At 65.1% G+C, this 16,193-nt stretch carries 11 protein-coding genes; 4 read left to right on the plus strand and 7 right to left on the minus strand.

All coding sequences use genetic code 11. The annotated features are described in order from the left end of the window. The first annotated feature begins 105 nt into the window (after positions 1–105). The 3 genes from AADV58_RS07835 to AADV58_RS07845 all read left to right on the plus strand — a co-directional run bounded on the left by AADV58_RS07835 (position 106) and on the right by AADV58_RS07845 (position 1,505). Positions 106–429 (plus strand): thiosulfate sulfurtransferase GlpE, encoded by a 324-nt coding sequence (locus tag AADV58_RS07835; RefSeq protein WP_341744484.1) that lies wholly within the window; start codon positions 106–108, stop codon positions 427–429. Beyond that, a complete protein-coding gene (locus AADV58_RS07840) occupies positions 426–1,058 on the plus strand; it encodes a glutathione S-transferase family protein (protein WP_341744485.1) in 633 nt (210 codons plus the stop codon). The genes AADV58_RS07835 and AADV58_RS07840 overlap by 4 nt, the downstream gene beginning before the upstream one ends. 63 nt (positions 1,059–1,121) lie before the next feature. Further along, on the plus strand, positions 1,122–1,505 hold the full coding sequence (locus AADV58_RS07845) for a DUF302 domain-containing protein (RefSeq protein ID WP_341744486.1): 384 nt from the start codon (positions 1,122–1,124) through the stop codon (positions 1,503–1,505). Here the strand turns inward: AADV58_RS07845 and AADV58_RS07850 are convergent, their stop codons facing one another. From AADV58_RS07850 to cysD, 7 genes are all read right to left on the minus strand, one after another. Further along, entirely contained in the window at positions 1,506–7,169 is a 5,664-nt protein-coding gene (locus tag AADV58_RS07850) for an alpha-2-macroglobulin family protein (protein WP_341744487.1), read from the minus strand. Position 7,170: 1 nt separating this feature from the next. Continuing rightward, the gene (locus tag AADV58_RS07855; protein WP_341744488.1) at positions 7,171–9,231 is read right to left on the minus strand and encodes an ATP-binding protein; all 2,061 of its coding nucleotides are present in this window, start codon (positions 9,229–9,231) and stop codon (positions 7,171–7,173) included. A gap of 17 nt (positions 9,232–9,248) precedes the next feature. Continuing rightward, the gene (locus tag AADV58_RS07860) at positions 9,249–10,040 is read right to left on the minus strand and encodes an ABC transporter substrate-binding protein (protein ID WP_341744489.1); all 792 of its coding nucleotides are present in this window, start codon (positions 10,038–10,040) and stop codon (positions 9,249–9,251) included. A 74-nt stretch (positions 10,041–10,114) separates the two neighbouring features. After that, on the minus strand, positions 10,115–10,978 hold the full coding sequence (locus AADV58_RS07865) for an HDOD domain-containing protein (RefSeq protein ID WP_028995908.1): 864 nt from the start codon (positions 10,976–10,978) through the stop codon (positions 10,115–10,117). Positions 10,979–11,002: 24 nt separating this feature from the next. Next, a complete protein-coding gene (locus AADV58_RS07870; protein WP_028995907.1) occupies positions 11,003–11,803 on the minus strand; it encodes a response regulator in 801 nt (266 codons plus the stop codon). 143 nt (positions 11,804–11,946) lie between these two features. Further along, positions 11,947–13,215, minus strand: coding sequence for a sulfate adenylyltransferase subunit CysN (gene cysN / locus AADV58_RS07875; protein ID WP_341744490.1), 1,269 nt, complete (start codon positions 13,213–13,215; stop codon positions 11,947–11,949). A 143-nt stretch (positions 13,216–13,358) separates the two neighbouring features. After that, the gene (gene cysD, locus AADV58_RS07880) at positions 13,359–14,288 is read right to left on the minus strand and encodes a sulfate adenylyltransferase subunit CysD (RefSeq protein WP_028995905.1); all 930 of its coding nucleotides are present in this window, start codon (positions 14,286–14,288) and stop codon (positions 13,359–13,361) included. A 159-nt stretch (positions 14,289–14,447) separates the two neighbouring features. Here cysD and AADV58_RS07885 point away from each other — a divergent pair, with 159 nt between their 5' ends. Then, entirely contained in the window at positions 14,448–16,193 is a 1,746-nt protein-coding gene (locus tag AADV58_RS07885) for a potassium/proton antiporter (protein WP_341744491.1), read from the plus strand.

Here is a 16,193-nt window from a genome sequence, read left to right on the forward strand (position 1 = left end):
GACAGGTGCCAAGCCGGCCAATGCCCGCCAGCCGGCGTTTGCCAGCGCTCCTGGTGCTGGCATCGCTTTTGCGTCATCTGCTCATCTTCTGCCAGGCCATCGACCATGAACGCTATTGACCGCATCCCCTACCAGTGCATCTCCGCCACACAGGCGGCCGAACTGCTCCGCCAGGAAGCCAGTCTGGCCGTGTTCGACGTGCGCGATCTGGTCAGTTACCGTCAGGGCCATATCGAGGGCGCTGCCCAGCTTTCGGAAGAACGTGTGCTGGCCTGGGTCAAGCGCTTGCCGAAAGAGCAGCCGGTGCTGATCTACTGCTATCACGGCAACGCCAGCCAGACTTATGCGCAGATGTTCAGCGACTTCCGTTTTCAGCGCGTCTTCAGCGTCGACGGCGGTTATGAGAAGCTGGTGGCGGCGCTGGCATGAGCAAGAAGTTCTACATGACGCCCGGTTCATGTTCGACCGGCATCCACATCCTGCTTGAAGAATGCGGCCTGGTGTTCGAGGCCTGGATCATCAATCTGCTGGCCGGCGACCAGTACAAGAAGGATTACCAGGCGATCAATCCCAAGGGCACGATTCCGGCGCTGGTGCTCGACGATGGCACGGCGCTGACCGAGTTTTCTGCAATTGCCTGGTGGCTGGCGCGCAGCTATCCGAAGCGCAAGCTGTTGCCGACCGACATTGCTGGTGAGGTGCGCGTGCTCGGCTGGCTCAACTACATCGTGCATACGCTGCACACCCAGGGTTTTGCCCGCATCTTCACCACCGAGCGCTTCGCGCCGAGTACGAGCGATCACGAATCGGTAAAGGCGCAGGGCCGGCAGATCATCGACCAGGGCTTCGCCCTGATCAACGGCGAACTCGCCGGTCGCGACTGGTTCGCCGACAATTTCGGCATCGCCGACGCAGCGCTGTTCTACGTCGAGTTCTGGGCGGTGCGCAGCGATATCCCCTTGCCCGAACATTGCGCTGCCCATTACCAGCGCATGCTGACGCGGCCAGCGGTACGCCAGGTGCTGGCCGAGGAGGGTTACGCTTCGGCGCTGCGTTGAGTGTCTGGCCTGGGCGCCCGGATTCCGCTACATTGCGCAGCGATCCATCGTTCAGGAAAAACCGTGTTTCATCTCGCCGAAAGCAGCAAGTCCTTCCAGGAAGTCGTTTTCGAACTCGAACCCGCGCTGCAGCGCCTGGGTTTGAGCGTGCTTGCCCGCCACGATCTCGGCGAAGCGCTGGCGCGCCGGGCGCGCGGCGAGGCGCGGAGCTTCGACGAGGATTACCTGCTGCTCGACATCGTCGGCTGGCGCGCGGTCGAGGAACTGCTGGCTGCCGACCTGCGTGCCGGGCTGGCCTTGCCCTGGCGCTTTGCCGTATATACCGAGGACGGGGCCACCCGCCTCGGCTTCCAGCCGCTGTCGCCGCCGGGCGGCGATGCCCGGCTGGCGCGCTGGGTGGCCGAGGTCGAGGACAAGCTGACGCAGCTCATCGACGAGTTGCGCTGATCACTCGCCGACCTGCAGGCGGGCGTTCGGCAGCTCGCCGAAGACGTCCGGCGCATACATCGCCTCGACCCGCGTTGGCGGCAGCGCGAAGTCGCCGGCATTGTTCAGGCGCACGGTGTAGGCGATCTGCGTGCGGCCGCGCGGCAGCATTTCGTAATAGGTGCGCCAGGCGCCGAAGCTGCGTTCGATGAAGCTCGGCCAGCGGCCTTCGCGGGCGTCGCTTTCGCCGCGCGTGGCGATGGCCGAGTCGCGCCCGTCGCCGTCGCCGAGGATGCGCGCGCCGGCCGGTACAGGGTCGCTGATCACCACCCAGCTCATGTCGTGGTCGGCGTCGATGCTCAGCGTCACCCGCCACAGGTCACCACGGCTGAACTTGCCCGGCGTCTTCTGCTGCAGCGGCGTCAGTTGCCGCTGGATGCGGTAGCCGGCGTAACGCGGCGAGCCGTCGGGGATCGCTGCCAGCACCTGGATGTTGGCCCAGGGCTTGCCGCTGCCGGCGTGGCTGAGCGCCAGCGCGTCGTCCTTGCCGGGTTTGGCCGGCCAGGGCAGGGTGAGCGGCTTGCTGTCGGCACTCTTCCAGTCGAATTCGGCGCTGGCCGGGGCCAGCGTCGCCTTGGTGACGCCGGTCACCGCCTCGCGCTCGAACTTCTGCGCGAAGCGGTCGAGCGTCACCCGCGCCCAGGCGTTTGCCGTGGTCGTCAGCCAGCGGCCGCGCTGCTGGCGTTCGAGCGCGCCCTGCAGCAGGCGCGGCAGGTCGGTCTGCCACTCGGCGTCGTCGAGCATCGCCTCGATCAGGCGGAAGGCGTTGGCGTCGGCGCTGGCCATCATCCACCAGCCGTAGTCGGCGCGCTCGTTGGCGAAGACCAGCCGGCTGCCGGCGTAGCCGAGGCGGTTGCGCAGTTCCTGGCGGGCGGCGGCGTACTTTGCTTCGCGCTGCGGCAGGTCGGGTAGCGCCTTGAGCACCAGCGTCCAGTCGATCAGCGCCGCGGTCGGCAGCAGCAGCGGGTCGATGTCGAGCGCCGCTGCCGCGCGCTGCGGCTTCTCGCCCTGGCGGACCAGTGCCTGTAAAGCGTTGAGGCGGCGGTGCAGGCGCACATCGCCGGCAAAGCCGGGCGCCCATTCGTCGCGCTTGATACGACCATCGACGAAGGCATTCAGCCCCTGCAGCATGCGCCGGCGGCTGTCTTCCGGCAGCGTGAAGCCGGCCAGCGTGACCACGTCGAGCAGGTAGGCGGTCAGCGTCGGGCTACCAGCCAGGCCGGGGAAGTAGGCGGCCAGGCCGTGGTCGTCGAGGTAGCCGGGCAGGGTGTCGGCGATCTGCTGCCAGCGTGCCGGATCGTGCAGGCCGACGGCGACCGAGGTCTTCTGTTCCAGGCAGGCGTAGGGGTAATCGGCGAAGAAGCGCAGCAGACCGGGCGGCGGCGTCGCCAGCTTGGGCGACAGCGCGACCTCGACGCCGCCCTTGCCGGGCAGGGCGCCGGTCGGCAGGGTCACCGCCAAGCGGGTGTCGCCGTCGACGCGCAGGAAGCTGGCGTGCTGGACGGTGACCGGCACCGCCGGCGCCACCTGTTGGGTGATGCGCAGCGTGTCGGCCGCCTTGCCGCCGTCTTCGCGCGCGGTGAATTCCCAGGTTTCCGCCGTAATGCCTTCGCCGGCCTGCATCGGCCAGCGCAGTTCGCCGGCGCTTTCCGGTGCCAGCGTCAGTTTCTGCGCCGCCAGCGTTTTTGCCCCGTTTTTGCCGTCGACCGTGAGATTCATCGTCCGGGCGGTGCCGTTGCGCAGCGTCAGCATTGCCGTGTAACGGTCACCTTCGCGGACCAGCGGCGGCAGGCCGGAGATGATCTGGAGGTCCTGCCTGCTGCGGATGCTGGTGCTGCCGGTACCGAACAGTGCACTGCCGGCGCTGGCGACAGCGACCAGCTTGAACTTGCTGAGTGCATCGTTGAGCGGCACGCGCAGCGTCGCCCGGCCGTTGGCGTCGAGCGCCACTTTCGGCTGCCACAGCAGCAGCGTGTCGAACAGCTCGCGGGCCGGCGCTTTGCCGCCACCGCCGCCGGGCGGCAGCGCCTTCTTGCCGAAGTGGCGCTTGCCGATGACCATGCCTTGCGCGGTTGCCGTTTCGACCGCGTAGCCGCGCGTCGGCAGCATCGCTTCGAGCAGCTGCCAGCTGTCGTTCGGGCGCAGTTCGAGCAGTGCCTGGTCGACGGCAGCGAAAGCGACCTCGCTGCCGGTCGGCAGCGGCTTGCCGTCGGGCGTGCTGACGCGAATGTTCACGGTCGCCTGCTGACGCGGCTGGTAGTCGGTCTGGTCGCTGCTGATCTCGACCTTGAGCTGGAAGGCTTCGGTACCGACGGCGATTTCGGCGAGGCCGATGCGGTACGAAGGTTTGGCCAGATCGACCATGGCTGTCGGCTGCTCCGGGTTCCACCAGGCGCGGAACCAGGCCAGCGGCTCGCGCCAGCCCCACTGGAACAGGCTATACCACTTCACCGGTTCGACCCGTCCGCGCACGACCAGCACCGAAACGAAAGCGTTCGGCCCCCATTCGCCGCGCACCGGCACTTCCACCGTCGGTTTGAAGCGCGACAGCGGCTGGACGAAAGTTTCGAGGATGCCGCCGGCTTCGACCGAGATCAGCGCGGTGGCTTCGCGGAACGGCGTGCGCACCTGGAAGCGGGCGGTTTCGCCAGCCGCCCAGGCCTTCTTCTCGGGAATCACGTCGATGCGGTCCTGGTTGCCGGCAGAAAACCACAGGTCGCCACCACCGGAAACCCAGTAGCTGGTGCCGGCGCGGGCAACGTTGTTCTTGACGTCGCGGGTCTCGGCGAGCAGGTAGATGGCGCCCGGATCGGCCGTCGACAGCTCGCACAGCAGCAGGCCGCGACTGTCGGTCTGGCCGGCGCAGACTTCGCCGAGGTCGCGGTATTCCTGGGTGTTTTCGTAGGCGTAGAAGCCGCCGACGATGCGTCGCCGGTGGCTGCTGTCGATGCGGCGTTTGGCGGTGACCTTGACCGTCTGGCCGGCGACCGGCTTGCCGGCGGTGTCGAGAACCACGGCCTGGAGCCGGTTGCTGCTGCCGCCGCTGGCCCAGTCGGCGATCTTGACGCCGATTTCCAGCGCCGACGGGCGCAGGTCCACGACGCCGCGGATGGTCTGGATTTCGCCGTTCGGGTCGGCGAAACTCATTTCGGCGTAGAGTTCGGCCGGGCCGCCGGGCTTGGCCGGCAAAGGCACTTCGAGACGGCCGGCGCCGGCGGCGTCGAGTTTGAGCTGCTGCTTGTCGAGGACCAGGCTTTCTTCGTTGACGCCGGCATCGATGGCAAATGCGGCCAGCGCCTCGTCGTCAAAACCGACGTTGAAGCGGTAGTCGCCGTAGCGCGCGTGGTGCACCCAGCGCGGGCGCAGCGTCGCCGAGACCTCGACCTCGGCGTGCTTGGCGGCGCCGCCGTTGAGGAAGGACAGGCCGAGCGCCAGCGGCACCTTGCTGACCGCGATCTGGCGCGCCGGCACGCCCTGGACGCTGCCGGTGAACACCGGCAGGCGGAAGTCGGCGACGCGGAACTCGCTGCTGTAGATCTCGCCGTCGGCACCGCCCTGGAGGACAATCTGCCAGGTGCCGAGCTTGGCCGATTCCGGGACTTTCCAGGCGTTGACCGCGCTCGCCTGGGCGTCCCAGCTGAGCGGCTGGGTGAATTCGGTGCCGCTCTCGCTATGGCGCAGGACCAGCTTGTTCGGCAACTTGTCCGCGGCCGGCAGCGAGAAACCCCGGCTGTCGCGGCTGCGCGCCAGGTGTTTGACCGATAGCGTCTGGCCGGGACGGAACAGGCTGCGGTCGAGGATACCGTGGATGCGCAGCGGGCTGTTGTCACCCCAGCTGTAGACGCCGAAACGCCACGGCTCGATGCCTTCGTTCCAGTCCGAACGGACGAAGCTGAAATCGCCGCCGCTGCGGGCGCTGGCGAACAGGAAGCGGTCGCCGTCGCAGTACGGATTGTCGAGCGCCTGGTCGATCCTGGCCCGGCCGAGCGCGTCGGTTTTGCCCTGCCACAGCTGCTTGCCGGCGCAGGTCGACACGCGGACCTCGGCGTCGGCCACCGGCTTGCCGGTGTCGAGCGTGGTGACCCAGACCAGCGCGTTGTCCTGGCCGACCTTGAGATGCACGGCGAGGTTGGTGACCAGCACCGCGCTGCGCACGTACATCGGCTTGGGCGTCGACAGCAGGGCGTTGCCGAGCAAGCGGCTCTCGATTTCGACGATGTGGTAGCCGGGTTTGCCGAGCGGAATGCCGATCACCTCGAACTCGGCGCTGCCGCCGGGTTTGGGTAGCTCCTGCCGGGTGACGCCGGGGCGCTGGGCGAGGAAAGAGAGTTCGCGGGCGTAGTAGGGGTCGTAGCGCTCTTCGGTCTTGCCGTCGACCACCACCTTGTATTTGTTGCTCTGTTGTTCGAACTTTGCCAGCGCGCGCATGGCGGCGATCACGTCGGCGTCCTCGGTCAGCCGCTGGTCGCTGAAACGGTGGCTACCGGGCAGCGCCAGGCCGGCGGTCTTGAGGCTGGCTTCGACGTTGCGCAGCGTCACCGGCAACAATCCGCCTTCCTTGAGTTCGACGATGCCGAAATCGCCGGGGAACTTGGCCAGCGGCGGCAGCGCGCCGGTGCGCACGGTCAGCGGGAAACGCTCGGCGTTACTCAAGGCGCGGCCGGCTTCGTCCTTCACTGCAGCCGGCAATTCGAGTTTGAATTCCGTGTTTTGCGGCAAGGGGCCGGGGAAAGCAATGCTGTCGAATACCGCTTGCGGATTCTCGCGGTCCAGCGGCTGCGGCCGGCGTGGCCCCTCGGCGGAGGTCAGGCGGATCTTGTCGAAATACTTCACGTCGACCGGTGCGCTGAAGTTGAGCCGGATCGCCGACAGCGGCGAGCAGGGTGCCCCGGCCTTTTCGCGTTCGCACGACAGGCTGGCGGTGAATGGTTCGCGCACTGAGTAGACGAAACTCTGTTCCTTGTCGGCCGGGGTGCCGTTGGCCGCCCTGATGCCTTTGCCCCAGACCAGTTTCATCTTGCGCCCGGCCGGCAGGGTTTCGCTGCAGGTGACGACGATGGCGTGGTCCGGCATGTTGGCTTGTCCCAGTACCGCCTGGCGGATGGCGGGGGGCAGCGGCCGGGCCGGGATGCGCTGGCCGACGCCGTCAGCTTCGCACCACAGTCGGTCGTTGAACGAAGCCGGGTCAAGCGGGCCGCCACCGTCGATGACGAAGGCCTGGTCTTCCTCGATCAGCGCGCCGGCACTCGGCCGGATGCGCCAGGGGCGGGGTGCGGCACCGGTGAATTCGAAGCGGCGCTTGCCGCTCAGGGTTTCGCCCTGCAGGGTGCTCAAGCCGTCGCGCAGCGTGAACACACAACGCTCGCCGGCTTGCAGCGGGCGTTGCGGGCGCCAGGTCCAGGTCCGTTCGCTGCTCCAGCGGCCATCGCCGGAAATTCCGGCGCAATCGATGGCGAACGGCGCGGTGGCGGTGTCGTCACCCAGTTTGACCATGGGCTGGCTGAATTGCGCCGAGACCTGAGCGACATGGCCGACCTGGCCCTGCGGCTGGAATTGGCGAACATCGGCAGCGTGGCTGGCTGATATGAACAGGAGCAGGGCGAGTAGCGAAAGTGGGTGGCGCATGTCAGGAGAAGTGTGCGGGAATGCTCAGGGTGAATCGACTGCCCTGGCCGGGGGTGCTATCGACGGTCAGGCTGCCGCCCATGGCCTCGGCCAGGCGGCGGCTGATGCTCAGGCCGAGGCCGGTGCCGCCGTATTCGCGGGTGTGCGAGCCATCGGCCTGGGTAAAGGCTTCGAAGATTTGTTGCTGTTTGTCGGCGGCAATGCCGATGCCGGTATCGCTGACCCGGACGCGCAACTGGCCGTCGCTGACTGCCGCATCGACGGTGATTTCGCCGGCACGGGTGAATTTGACGGCGTTGCTCAGCAGGTTGGTGAGGATCTGGCGCAGGCGCAGCGGGTCGCCAAACAAGCCTTCCGGTAGCGGAGCATGCGGCAATACGTGCAGGTGCACACCCTTGGCTTCGGCAGCGGGGGCGAATAGTGCGCTCAAGTCGCGGATCAGGTTGTTCAGGTCAAGCGGCAGGTGTTCGAGTTGCAGGTTGTGCGCTTCGATTTTCGAGTAGTCGAGAATCTGGTTGAGGATGTCCAGTAGCGAAACTGCCGAATCCCGCACGATGCCCAGTTGGCGGCGTTGTCGTTCATCGAGCGGGGAGCGCAGCAGCACTTCGGTCATGCCGAGTACGCCGTTCATCGGGGTGCGCAGTTCGTGGCTGATCGTCGCCAGGAAGGTGGTTTTCGCCAGCGAGGCGGCTTCCGCGCGTTCCTTGGCGAGCAGTAGCTGGCTTTCGTATTCCTTGCGCTCGGTGATGTCTACGGTGACGCCGACGTAGTGCTTGAGCTGGCCATGGTCATCAAGGACGGCGTTGATATTGACGATGCCGTGGAAGAGCGTGCCATCCTTGCGCTTGTTGATGATTTCGCCATCCCAGTGACCCACGGACTGAATGCTTTCCCACATGCGCCGGTAGAACGCCTTATCGTGGCGGCCGGAAGCGAGCAGGCGCGGGTTGCGGCCCAGCACCTCGCTGGCGCGGTAACCGGTGATGCGCTCGAAAGCCGGGTTGACGGCGATGATGTCGCCCTGCGGCGTGGTCAGGAAAACGCCGTTGTTGGTCGCGGCAAAAACGCTGGCGGCCAGCTTGCGTTGGCTGGACAGTTCGCGTTCACGTTCTTCCAGGCGGCGCTGGCGCAGCCAGACCAGGAAGGCCGCACCACTCAATGCGAACAGGATGGGCAGAACCACCAGCGAGATACGCCGGGCCTCGCTGCGCCAGCGTTCGAGGATGGTGTTCTGCGACAGATGCACGGCGACCAGCGTCGGGAAGCGGCTGGAGGCCCGGTAAGCACTGAGTACCGGATTGCCGTCGGGCAAGGTTTGCCGGAGCGAACCGCTTTCCTGGCGAGCCAGCCATTCCGTCACCTGGCCGGCAGCGCCGGCATGGCCGGGCAGATCCTGCGGGTTTGATGAAAGCAGCAGCAGGCCGTCGTGTCGCAGGATCTGGGCATGGCCTTCTTCGCTGGGCAGTAACTGGCTGAAATACAGGGTGAAATACTCAGGGTTCAGTGCGGCGACGATCCAGTGGCGGTGCTTGCCGTTGTCGATCCGGCGCAGGACCGGCACGAAAGCCGGGCCATTGTTGCGGAGCTTGTCGGCCAGCGGCGTTTCCGCGATGCCATCGGCAAGGTCGCGTCCCTGCCACAGGCTGCCGATATGCATGATCAGCGAGTCGTCGCTGATCATCGGAAAGAAGCCGCGCAGGGCCACCTTGCCGCCGACATTACCGGGGCTGGTACTGGCCAGTATCTGACCTTGCTCGTTGATCAGTGACAAGGAGCGCAGATGGGGCGTCTTGCGCAGCGCATCGTTCATCTGTTCGCTGAAGCGCGTGCTGACGCTGTCGGTACTCTGCCCGGGCGCCAGACCGACAGCGGCCAGTTCGATCATCTCGAAGGTCTGGGTGAGGTGTTTCTCGAAATTCCGGGCATGGGTGACGGCAGCCTCGATGCCGTTGTCGAGCGCAGCCGTGCGCAGTCGCCACAGTGTGAAGGCGTAGGCGCCCAGCCAGCCGGCGATGAGCAGGCTGAGAACGACAAACAGTGCGCTGCGGCGATGAATCGACATGCTTGCGCTCCGGCGGGTCAGCGAACGACGATGGGCTCCAGTCGGTGGCGGACGGCGTTGGTCATCAAGCGGCCGTCCATTTTCATGGCCTGCAGTTCGCGTTCGACATGGCTATGGAATGCATCGTCGCCGGGGGCCATGGCCCAGGCGTACGGGGTGGTGTGATATTTGCCCGGCGGGGTGACCAGTCTGGCCCAGTCGCTGTTGTCGAGCATCCGGCGGCTGTAGGGGAAGTCGGTCATGAAGACGTCGGCGCGGCCGCTCTGAACTTCGTATTCGCGGGCATGCGGGGTTTCGAGGATACGCAGTTCGGCATGCTGGAGTTTTTCCTTCATCACGCTTTCATGCAGGGTGCCCCGGGCGACGGCGACGACAATGCCGGGGCGGTCAATGTCTTCCCAGTCCTTGATACGCGGATTGGTCCGGGTGGTGATCGCGTAGATGTCGCTGAGCAGGTAGGGCTGGGTGAAGCGCAGGCGTTCCTGGCGGGCCGGTGTGATGCCGATGGCGAACATGGCAATGTCGCAGCGGTCGTTTTCGATATCGTCGATCAGCGTGGCAAAGGAGCTGTTGACGAACTGCGTGCGCACGCCGAGCCGGCGGGCCAGGTCGTTGGCATTGTCGATGTCGATGCCGCTTGGGCGACCAGTCTTGGGATTGCGGAAGGAAATGCCGTAATAATCCGGCCAGATGCAGACCCGCAGGGTGCCTTGCTCGACGATGCGTTCCAGCCGTCCCTGCGCCATGGCCTGGAGCGGCAGCAGCAGACTGATGAGCAACAGGGCGGAAAAACATCTTCTGCGGGGCATGTGGCGAATCCGGAAAATCATGCGGTTCAGTTTAACCGCATATCGTCCTGCCGTCATGCTCCTGGCAACAAGGCCTAGCCGGTTTCAGCCAGGCGGGCGGCCTGGATCATTTCGTCCGGTGCGCCGACCCGTTCGAGCAAGTGGCTGTGGCCGATATGCAGCAGTTCCTCGATGGCCCGGAAATCGTCGGGCAGGGCGGCGTCGTTCCAGCCATTGGCCGTATGGCGCGCCAGGTCGACGGCGAGGTTCACGTTGCGCACGTTGAGGGTTTCGGCATCGGCCGGATCGAGCAGGGAGAGCAGCAGTTCGGGCAGGCCCCAGAGTTCGACCAGTTCGCGCATGATGTCGGCCAGCGGTGCGCCGAAAACCTCTTCCTGGACGGCGCGGGTGCGCAGGCTGGGGTTGGCGGTGAGGCGTTCTCGGGTGCGGATGGCCAGTGCCGGGGCGAAGCAGTGCATCAGGATTTCGACAAAGTCGTGCAGCAGCGCGGCCAGGGCGATTTCCTCGAAGCGGGTGTTCTGGCGCAGCAGCGCCCAGTCACGGGCCCACAGCGAGGCCTGGCGCGAGCGGGCGATGACCTTGAGCAGGCCGAGCATGGCCTTGGGGTGACCCTTGAGCTGGTGCTCGATGATCGGCAGTTCCTGGCAGCTGTCGAAGAATTTCATCGTGCCGATCATCACCAGCGAGCGCTCGATGGTGGTGATTTCGGCGTTCTGGCTCTTCGGCCGATTTTCCTTCATGTAGCGGAACACGCGCAGCGTCATCAGCGGATCGTGCATGACGATGTTGGCCAGCGTGCGCGTGTTGATGGTTTCCGCTGCATCGCGCAGTTCCGCCAGGCGGTTGGCCGTCAGCCGCAGGATCGGTAATTCAACTTCCTTGAAGTGTTCGACCCAGGCATTGGTGCCGGGAAAGGGGAAGTCGATCATCAGGGTCATGCTGGCGCTCCTTGGCGGTCCGGATCAGCGGTTGAGCAGCTTTTTCAGGAAGGCCTCGACATAAGCCGGTCGTACCGGCTTGACGATATAGCCGCGGGCGCCGAGACCGGCTGCCTGCTGAACGAGTTCGCGCGAGGTGTCGCCGGTGACCATGACGACCGCCGTGTTCGGGCTGATTTCGCGGATTTTCGGCAGTGCGTCCAGCCCGGACATCAACGGCATGTTGACGTCGAGGAACAAGACCTGCGGCTGGTGTGTCTGGGCGGCACGGACGGCTTCCTCGCCGTTGCCGGCCTGGGCGACGATGTTCATGCCGAGTTCGGTGAGCACGCCCTTGAGCAGCAGGCGGATCGAACTGTTGTCATCGACGATGACCGCCGTCGGCCGGCCGCCCGCCCGGCGGACACCGGGCGTTGCCGGTGCGGCGTTCGCTGCCGGCGGCGTATCGGCCCGTTCGGCCTGCTGACGCACTTCATAAACCTGGCGCAGCTCGTCGAGAATCTGTTTCTGGCCGAAAGGCTTGCGCAGAAAACCGGACGCCCCGTTGTCCGCCGCCCGTTTGTCGATGTCGGCATCTTCCGACCCGGTCATGAAAACGACGTCGATCTCGGGAAAGTTGCTGTTCACATCCTTGAGCAATTCCAGCCCGTCGCGTCCCGGTAACTGGTAATCCAGGCAGACGATGGTCGGCTCCAGGCGGCGGATGTCGTCCAGCAGCGTGTTGCCGTTTTCCAGTTGTCCGACGATGGTGTAACCCTGGCTCCCAAGCAAGGTGACGAGCAGGGTACGCATCGAGGCATTGTCTTCGACGATCAGGACTCTCATTTTTTCCGGTGCTGTTCTCGGTTGTCACAATGTCGCGGAAACGCCGCGCCCGCCTATGTTAACCGCGAAATCGACGGAATGGGCGTGCAGAATGCACAATGCCCCGGGGACGGGGCATTGTGCATGGGGCGGGAGCGGATCGGTCAGAGGATCATGCCTGCGCCGACCGTGTTGTTGTTGCTCTCATCGATGACGATGAACGCCCCGGTGCCGCGATTTTCAGCGTACGGATCGACGAACAGCGGTTGCGCCAGCTTGAAGGTGACTTCGGCGATGTCGTTCATCGCCAGTTTGTCGGCGGCGACCTTGTCCAGCGTGTTGACGTCAAGGCGGTGGTCGATCGCGGTCAGCTTGGCCTTGGAATCGCGCGTCGTGTGGCGGATCAGGTAAGTGCGAGCGCGGTCGAGCGGGGCTTCGGCCAGCCAGCAGACGGTGGCGCGGATTTCCTTGACGGCGGCCGGGGCTTCGGCGGTTTTCACGATCATGTCGCCGCGCGAGCAGTCGATTTCGTCGGCGAGCAGGATGGTCACTGATTGCTCGGTGAAAGCTTCGCCGATGTCGACGCCGCCGATCTGCACGGCCTTGACCGTCGATTCGAGGCCGTTGGGCAGCACGGTGACCGGGTCGCCGACCTTGATGCTGCCGGATTCGACGCGGCCCATGAAGCCGCGGTAGTCGTGCAGTTCGGGGTTGGTGGAATCCTGCGGGCGGCAGACGTACTGGACCGGGAAGCGGAACGGTTCGTCGTGTTCGGTATGTGCGGCCGGCACGGCTTCGAGGATTTCCATCAGCGTCGGGCCGTCGTACCAGTCGAGGCGCTCGCCGCGCTCGACGATCATGTCGCCGTTGAGCGCCGACAGCGGGATGAAGCGGATGTCTTCGATGCCGACCTTGGCGGCGAATTCGAGGTAATCGGCCTTGATCTTCTCGTAGGTTTCCTGAGAGTAGTCGACCAGATCCATCTTGTTGATGGCGACGACCAGGTGCGGGATGCCGACCAGCGAGGCCAGCTTGGAGTGGCGGCGGGTCTGCGTCAGCACGCCCTTGCGCGCATCGATCAGGATGATGGCCAGGTTGGCGGTGGACGCAGCGGTGACCATGTTGCGGGTGTACTGCTCGTGGCCCGGCGCATCGGCGATGATGTATTTGCGCGTGCCGGTGGAGAAGTAGCGGTAGGCGACGTCGATGGTGATGCCTTGCTCGCGCTCGGCTTGCAGGCCGTCAGTCAGCAGCGACAGGTCGACTGCGCCGAGGCCGCGCTTCTGCGAGGTCTTCTCGATGGCGTTCAGCGTGTCGGCGAGGATGGTCTTGGTGTCGAACAAGAGGCGCCCGATCAGGGTGCTCTTGCCGTCGTCGACGCTGCCGCAGGTGAGGAAGCGGAGGAGGCCGTGGTCTTCGATTTGAGTAGTCATATTCGGTGATTCCTGGTTGGGTGCGCGTCAGCGGACGGGATATTCACTCTGCTGGCTGCGGAACTCGCTCCCGATGGTCGCTCAGACAGTCTTCGCCAGCGCCGCGAACATCCCGTCCGCTGCCGGTGACCGCCGAAGCGGCATCAGAAGTAGCCTTCCTTCTTGCGTTGTTCCATGGAGGCTTCGCTGGTCTGGTCGTCCAGACGCGTGGCGCCGCGCTCGGTGATGGTGGTGGTGGCGGTTTCGACGACGATCTTCTCGACCGTGTCGGCGTCCGACTCGACCGGTGCCGTGCACGAGATATCGCCGACGGTGCGGAAGCGCACCAGCTTCTCAATGATTTCCTCACCGGCCTTCGGCAGGTTGGTCAGTTCGCCGGACACCAGCGGTACATTGACCGGCACGATGGCGCCCTGACGCAGTACCACCGGGCGGGTGTGGGCGAAGTAGATCGACGGCAGTTCGAGCTTTTCGCGCTCGATGTATTGCCAGACGTCCATTTCCGTCCAGTTCGAGATCGGGAAGGCGCGGATGTTCTCGCCTTTATGGCTGCGGGCGTTGTACAGGCTCCACAGTTCCGGGCGCTGGTTCTTCGGGTCCCACTGGCCGAATTCGTCGCGGAAGGAAAAGATGCGTTCCTTGGCGCGGGCCTTTTCTTCATCGCGGCGGGCGCCGCCGATGCAAGCGTCGAAACCGAATTCCTCGATGGCTTCGAGCAGCGTCACCGACTGGTGCTTGTTGCGCGATTCGCCTTCGTGCTTGAGGACGACCGTGCCGCGCTTCATCGAGTCTTCAACCGAGCGGACAATCAGGCGCTCGCCCAGTTCGGCGGCGCGCTTGTCGCGGAAGGCAACGACTTCCTGATAGTTGTGGCCGGTGTCGATGTGCATCAGCGGGAAGGGGAACTTGCCGGGGCGGAAGGCCTTTTCGGCGATGCGCAGCATGCAGATCGAGTCCTTGCCGCCGGAGAACAGCAGCACCGGGTTGGCGCACTGGCCGGCCACTTCGCGCATGATGTGGATGGCTTCGGCTTCGAGCCAGTCGAGATGGGAGAGTGTGTTGCGTTGGGTCATTGCTGGGTAATCCGCAGGGATTGTTGAATGGAGCGGATTGTAGCAAGCGCTTAATATTCAATTAAGAACATGAGTGCATCTTGTTATGCGATTTTTGAATAAAACGTCAGTCAACAAATCGCGACGAAATCGGTCATTTCCTTGTGATAGATTCGGGCTATGACAACGATCAGTACCCTGTTCCTGCTGGCCGGCCTGTTGCTGTTCATCAGCGTGCTGGCCAGCACCATCTCCGCACGTCTCGGCCTGCCGTTGCTGCTGCTTTTTCTCGGTGTCGGCATGTTGGCCGGGGAGGATGGCATTGGTGGCATCGTCTTCGACGATTTCAAGACGGCCAACCTGATTGCCCAGTTGGCGCTGGCGGTGATCCTGCTCGATGGCGGCCTGCGTACCGATTCCGGCAGCTTCCGTGTGGCGCTGAAGCCGGCAGCGGTGCTGGCTACCTGGGGTGTGGTCGGGACCGTCGGGCTGCTCGGCCTTTTTGCCACCTGGCTGCTCGACGTCGATTGGCGGCTGGGGCTGCTGCTCGCGGCCATCGTCGGTTCGACCGATGCGGCGGCGGTGTTCGCGCTGTTGCGCAACAGCGGTGTGCGCCTCAACGAGCGGGTCAAGAGCACGCTGGAAATCGAATCGGGCTCGAACGACCCGATGGCCATCCTGCTGGTCGTGGTGATGATCGAGGTGCTGCTGCATCCGGAGCGTTCCGGGGTGTCCAGTTTTGCCTGGATGCTGCTCAAGCAGGCCGGGATCGGCCTGTTGTTCGGCATTGTCGGTGGCAAGGTGCTGGCCTGGTTGCTGCGCCGACTGAATCTGGCCGAGGGCTTGTACGCGTTGCTGATCCTGTCGGGTGGTCTGCTGATTGTCGGCGCCGCCAACCTGCTCGACGGCAGCGGCCTGCTGGCGGTGTATGTGGCCGGGGTTATCGTCGGCAACCGGAAAAGCCATGCCACCGAGCACGTACTGCGGGTCATGGACGGCTTGGCCTGGCTGGCCCAGGCCGGCATGTTCGTGGTTCTGGGGCTGCTGGTGACGCCAACTCACCTCACCGAGTACACTTGGCATGCGCTGTTGCTGGCGCTGTTCCTGATGTTCGTCGCCCGTCCGCTGGCGGTGGCCATCGGCCTCTATCCCTTCCGCTATACACGCAACGAAATTGCCTTTGTCAGCTGGGTCGGCCTGCGCGGCGCGGTGCCGGTCGTGCTGGCGATCATGCCGGTGGTGATGGGCGTGCCGGATTCGCAATTGCTGTTCGACGTGGCGTTCTCGGTTGTCCTGTTGTCCCTGCTGGTTCAGGGGGCAACCATTCCGGCGGCGGCGCGGCTGCTCAAGGTCGAACTGCCGCCGGCCGACGAACCGCGTGATCGGGTCGAGGTCTGGCTGGGCGAGGAAGCGGCCCTGCCGATGTTCGAATTCCGCGCCAGCATCGGCTCGGCGGCCGAGGGGCGGCACCCGGATGAGCTGGCGGCCGAATTCATTCACGATGAGGTTCGCTGCATCGCCGTGGTGCGCAAGGGGCGGCTGCTCGACATCAAGGGCGATTTCCGGTTGCGGCCGGGTGATTCCGCCTGGTTCATCGCGCCGGAAGCGCTGGCCGAGCGGCTGGCGCGCATCTTCGGCGTGGCGATGCAGGACATCGGGCGCAATACCCGTTACTTCGGCGAATTTGCCGTGGCGCCCGATTGCACGGCCGGCGACCTGGCGCTGGCCTACGGCTTCGCGTTCGAGGAGGCAGAGAACCCGCGCCGTCTCGACGAGGTGTTCATTGCCCGCCTGGGGCACCCGGCAGTCGTCGGTGACCGCGTCCAGGTCGGCAATTTCGTTCTCATCGTGCGCGAGATGGGGGCCGCCGGCAAGATCGCCAGCATCGGCCTGAAGTGCCCGCTGCTAACCGGTGATACCGCCTGA

This window comes from Azonexus hydrophilus, from assembly GCF_038368255.1.
GTDB classification, from domain to species: Bacteria; Pseudomonadota; Gammaproteobacteria; order Burkholderiales; family Rhodocyclaceae; genus Azonexus; species Azonexus hydrophilus.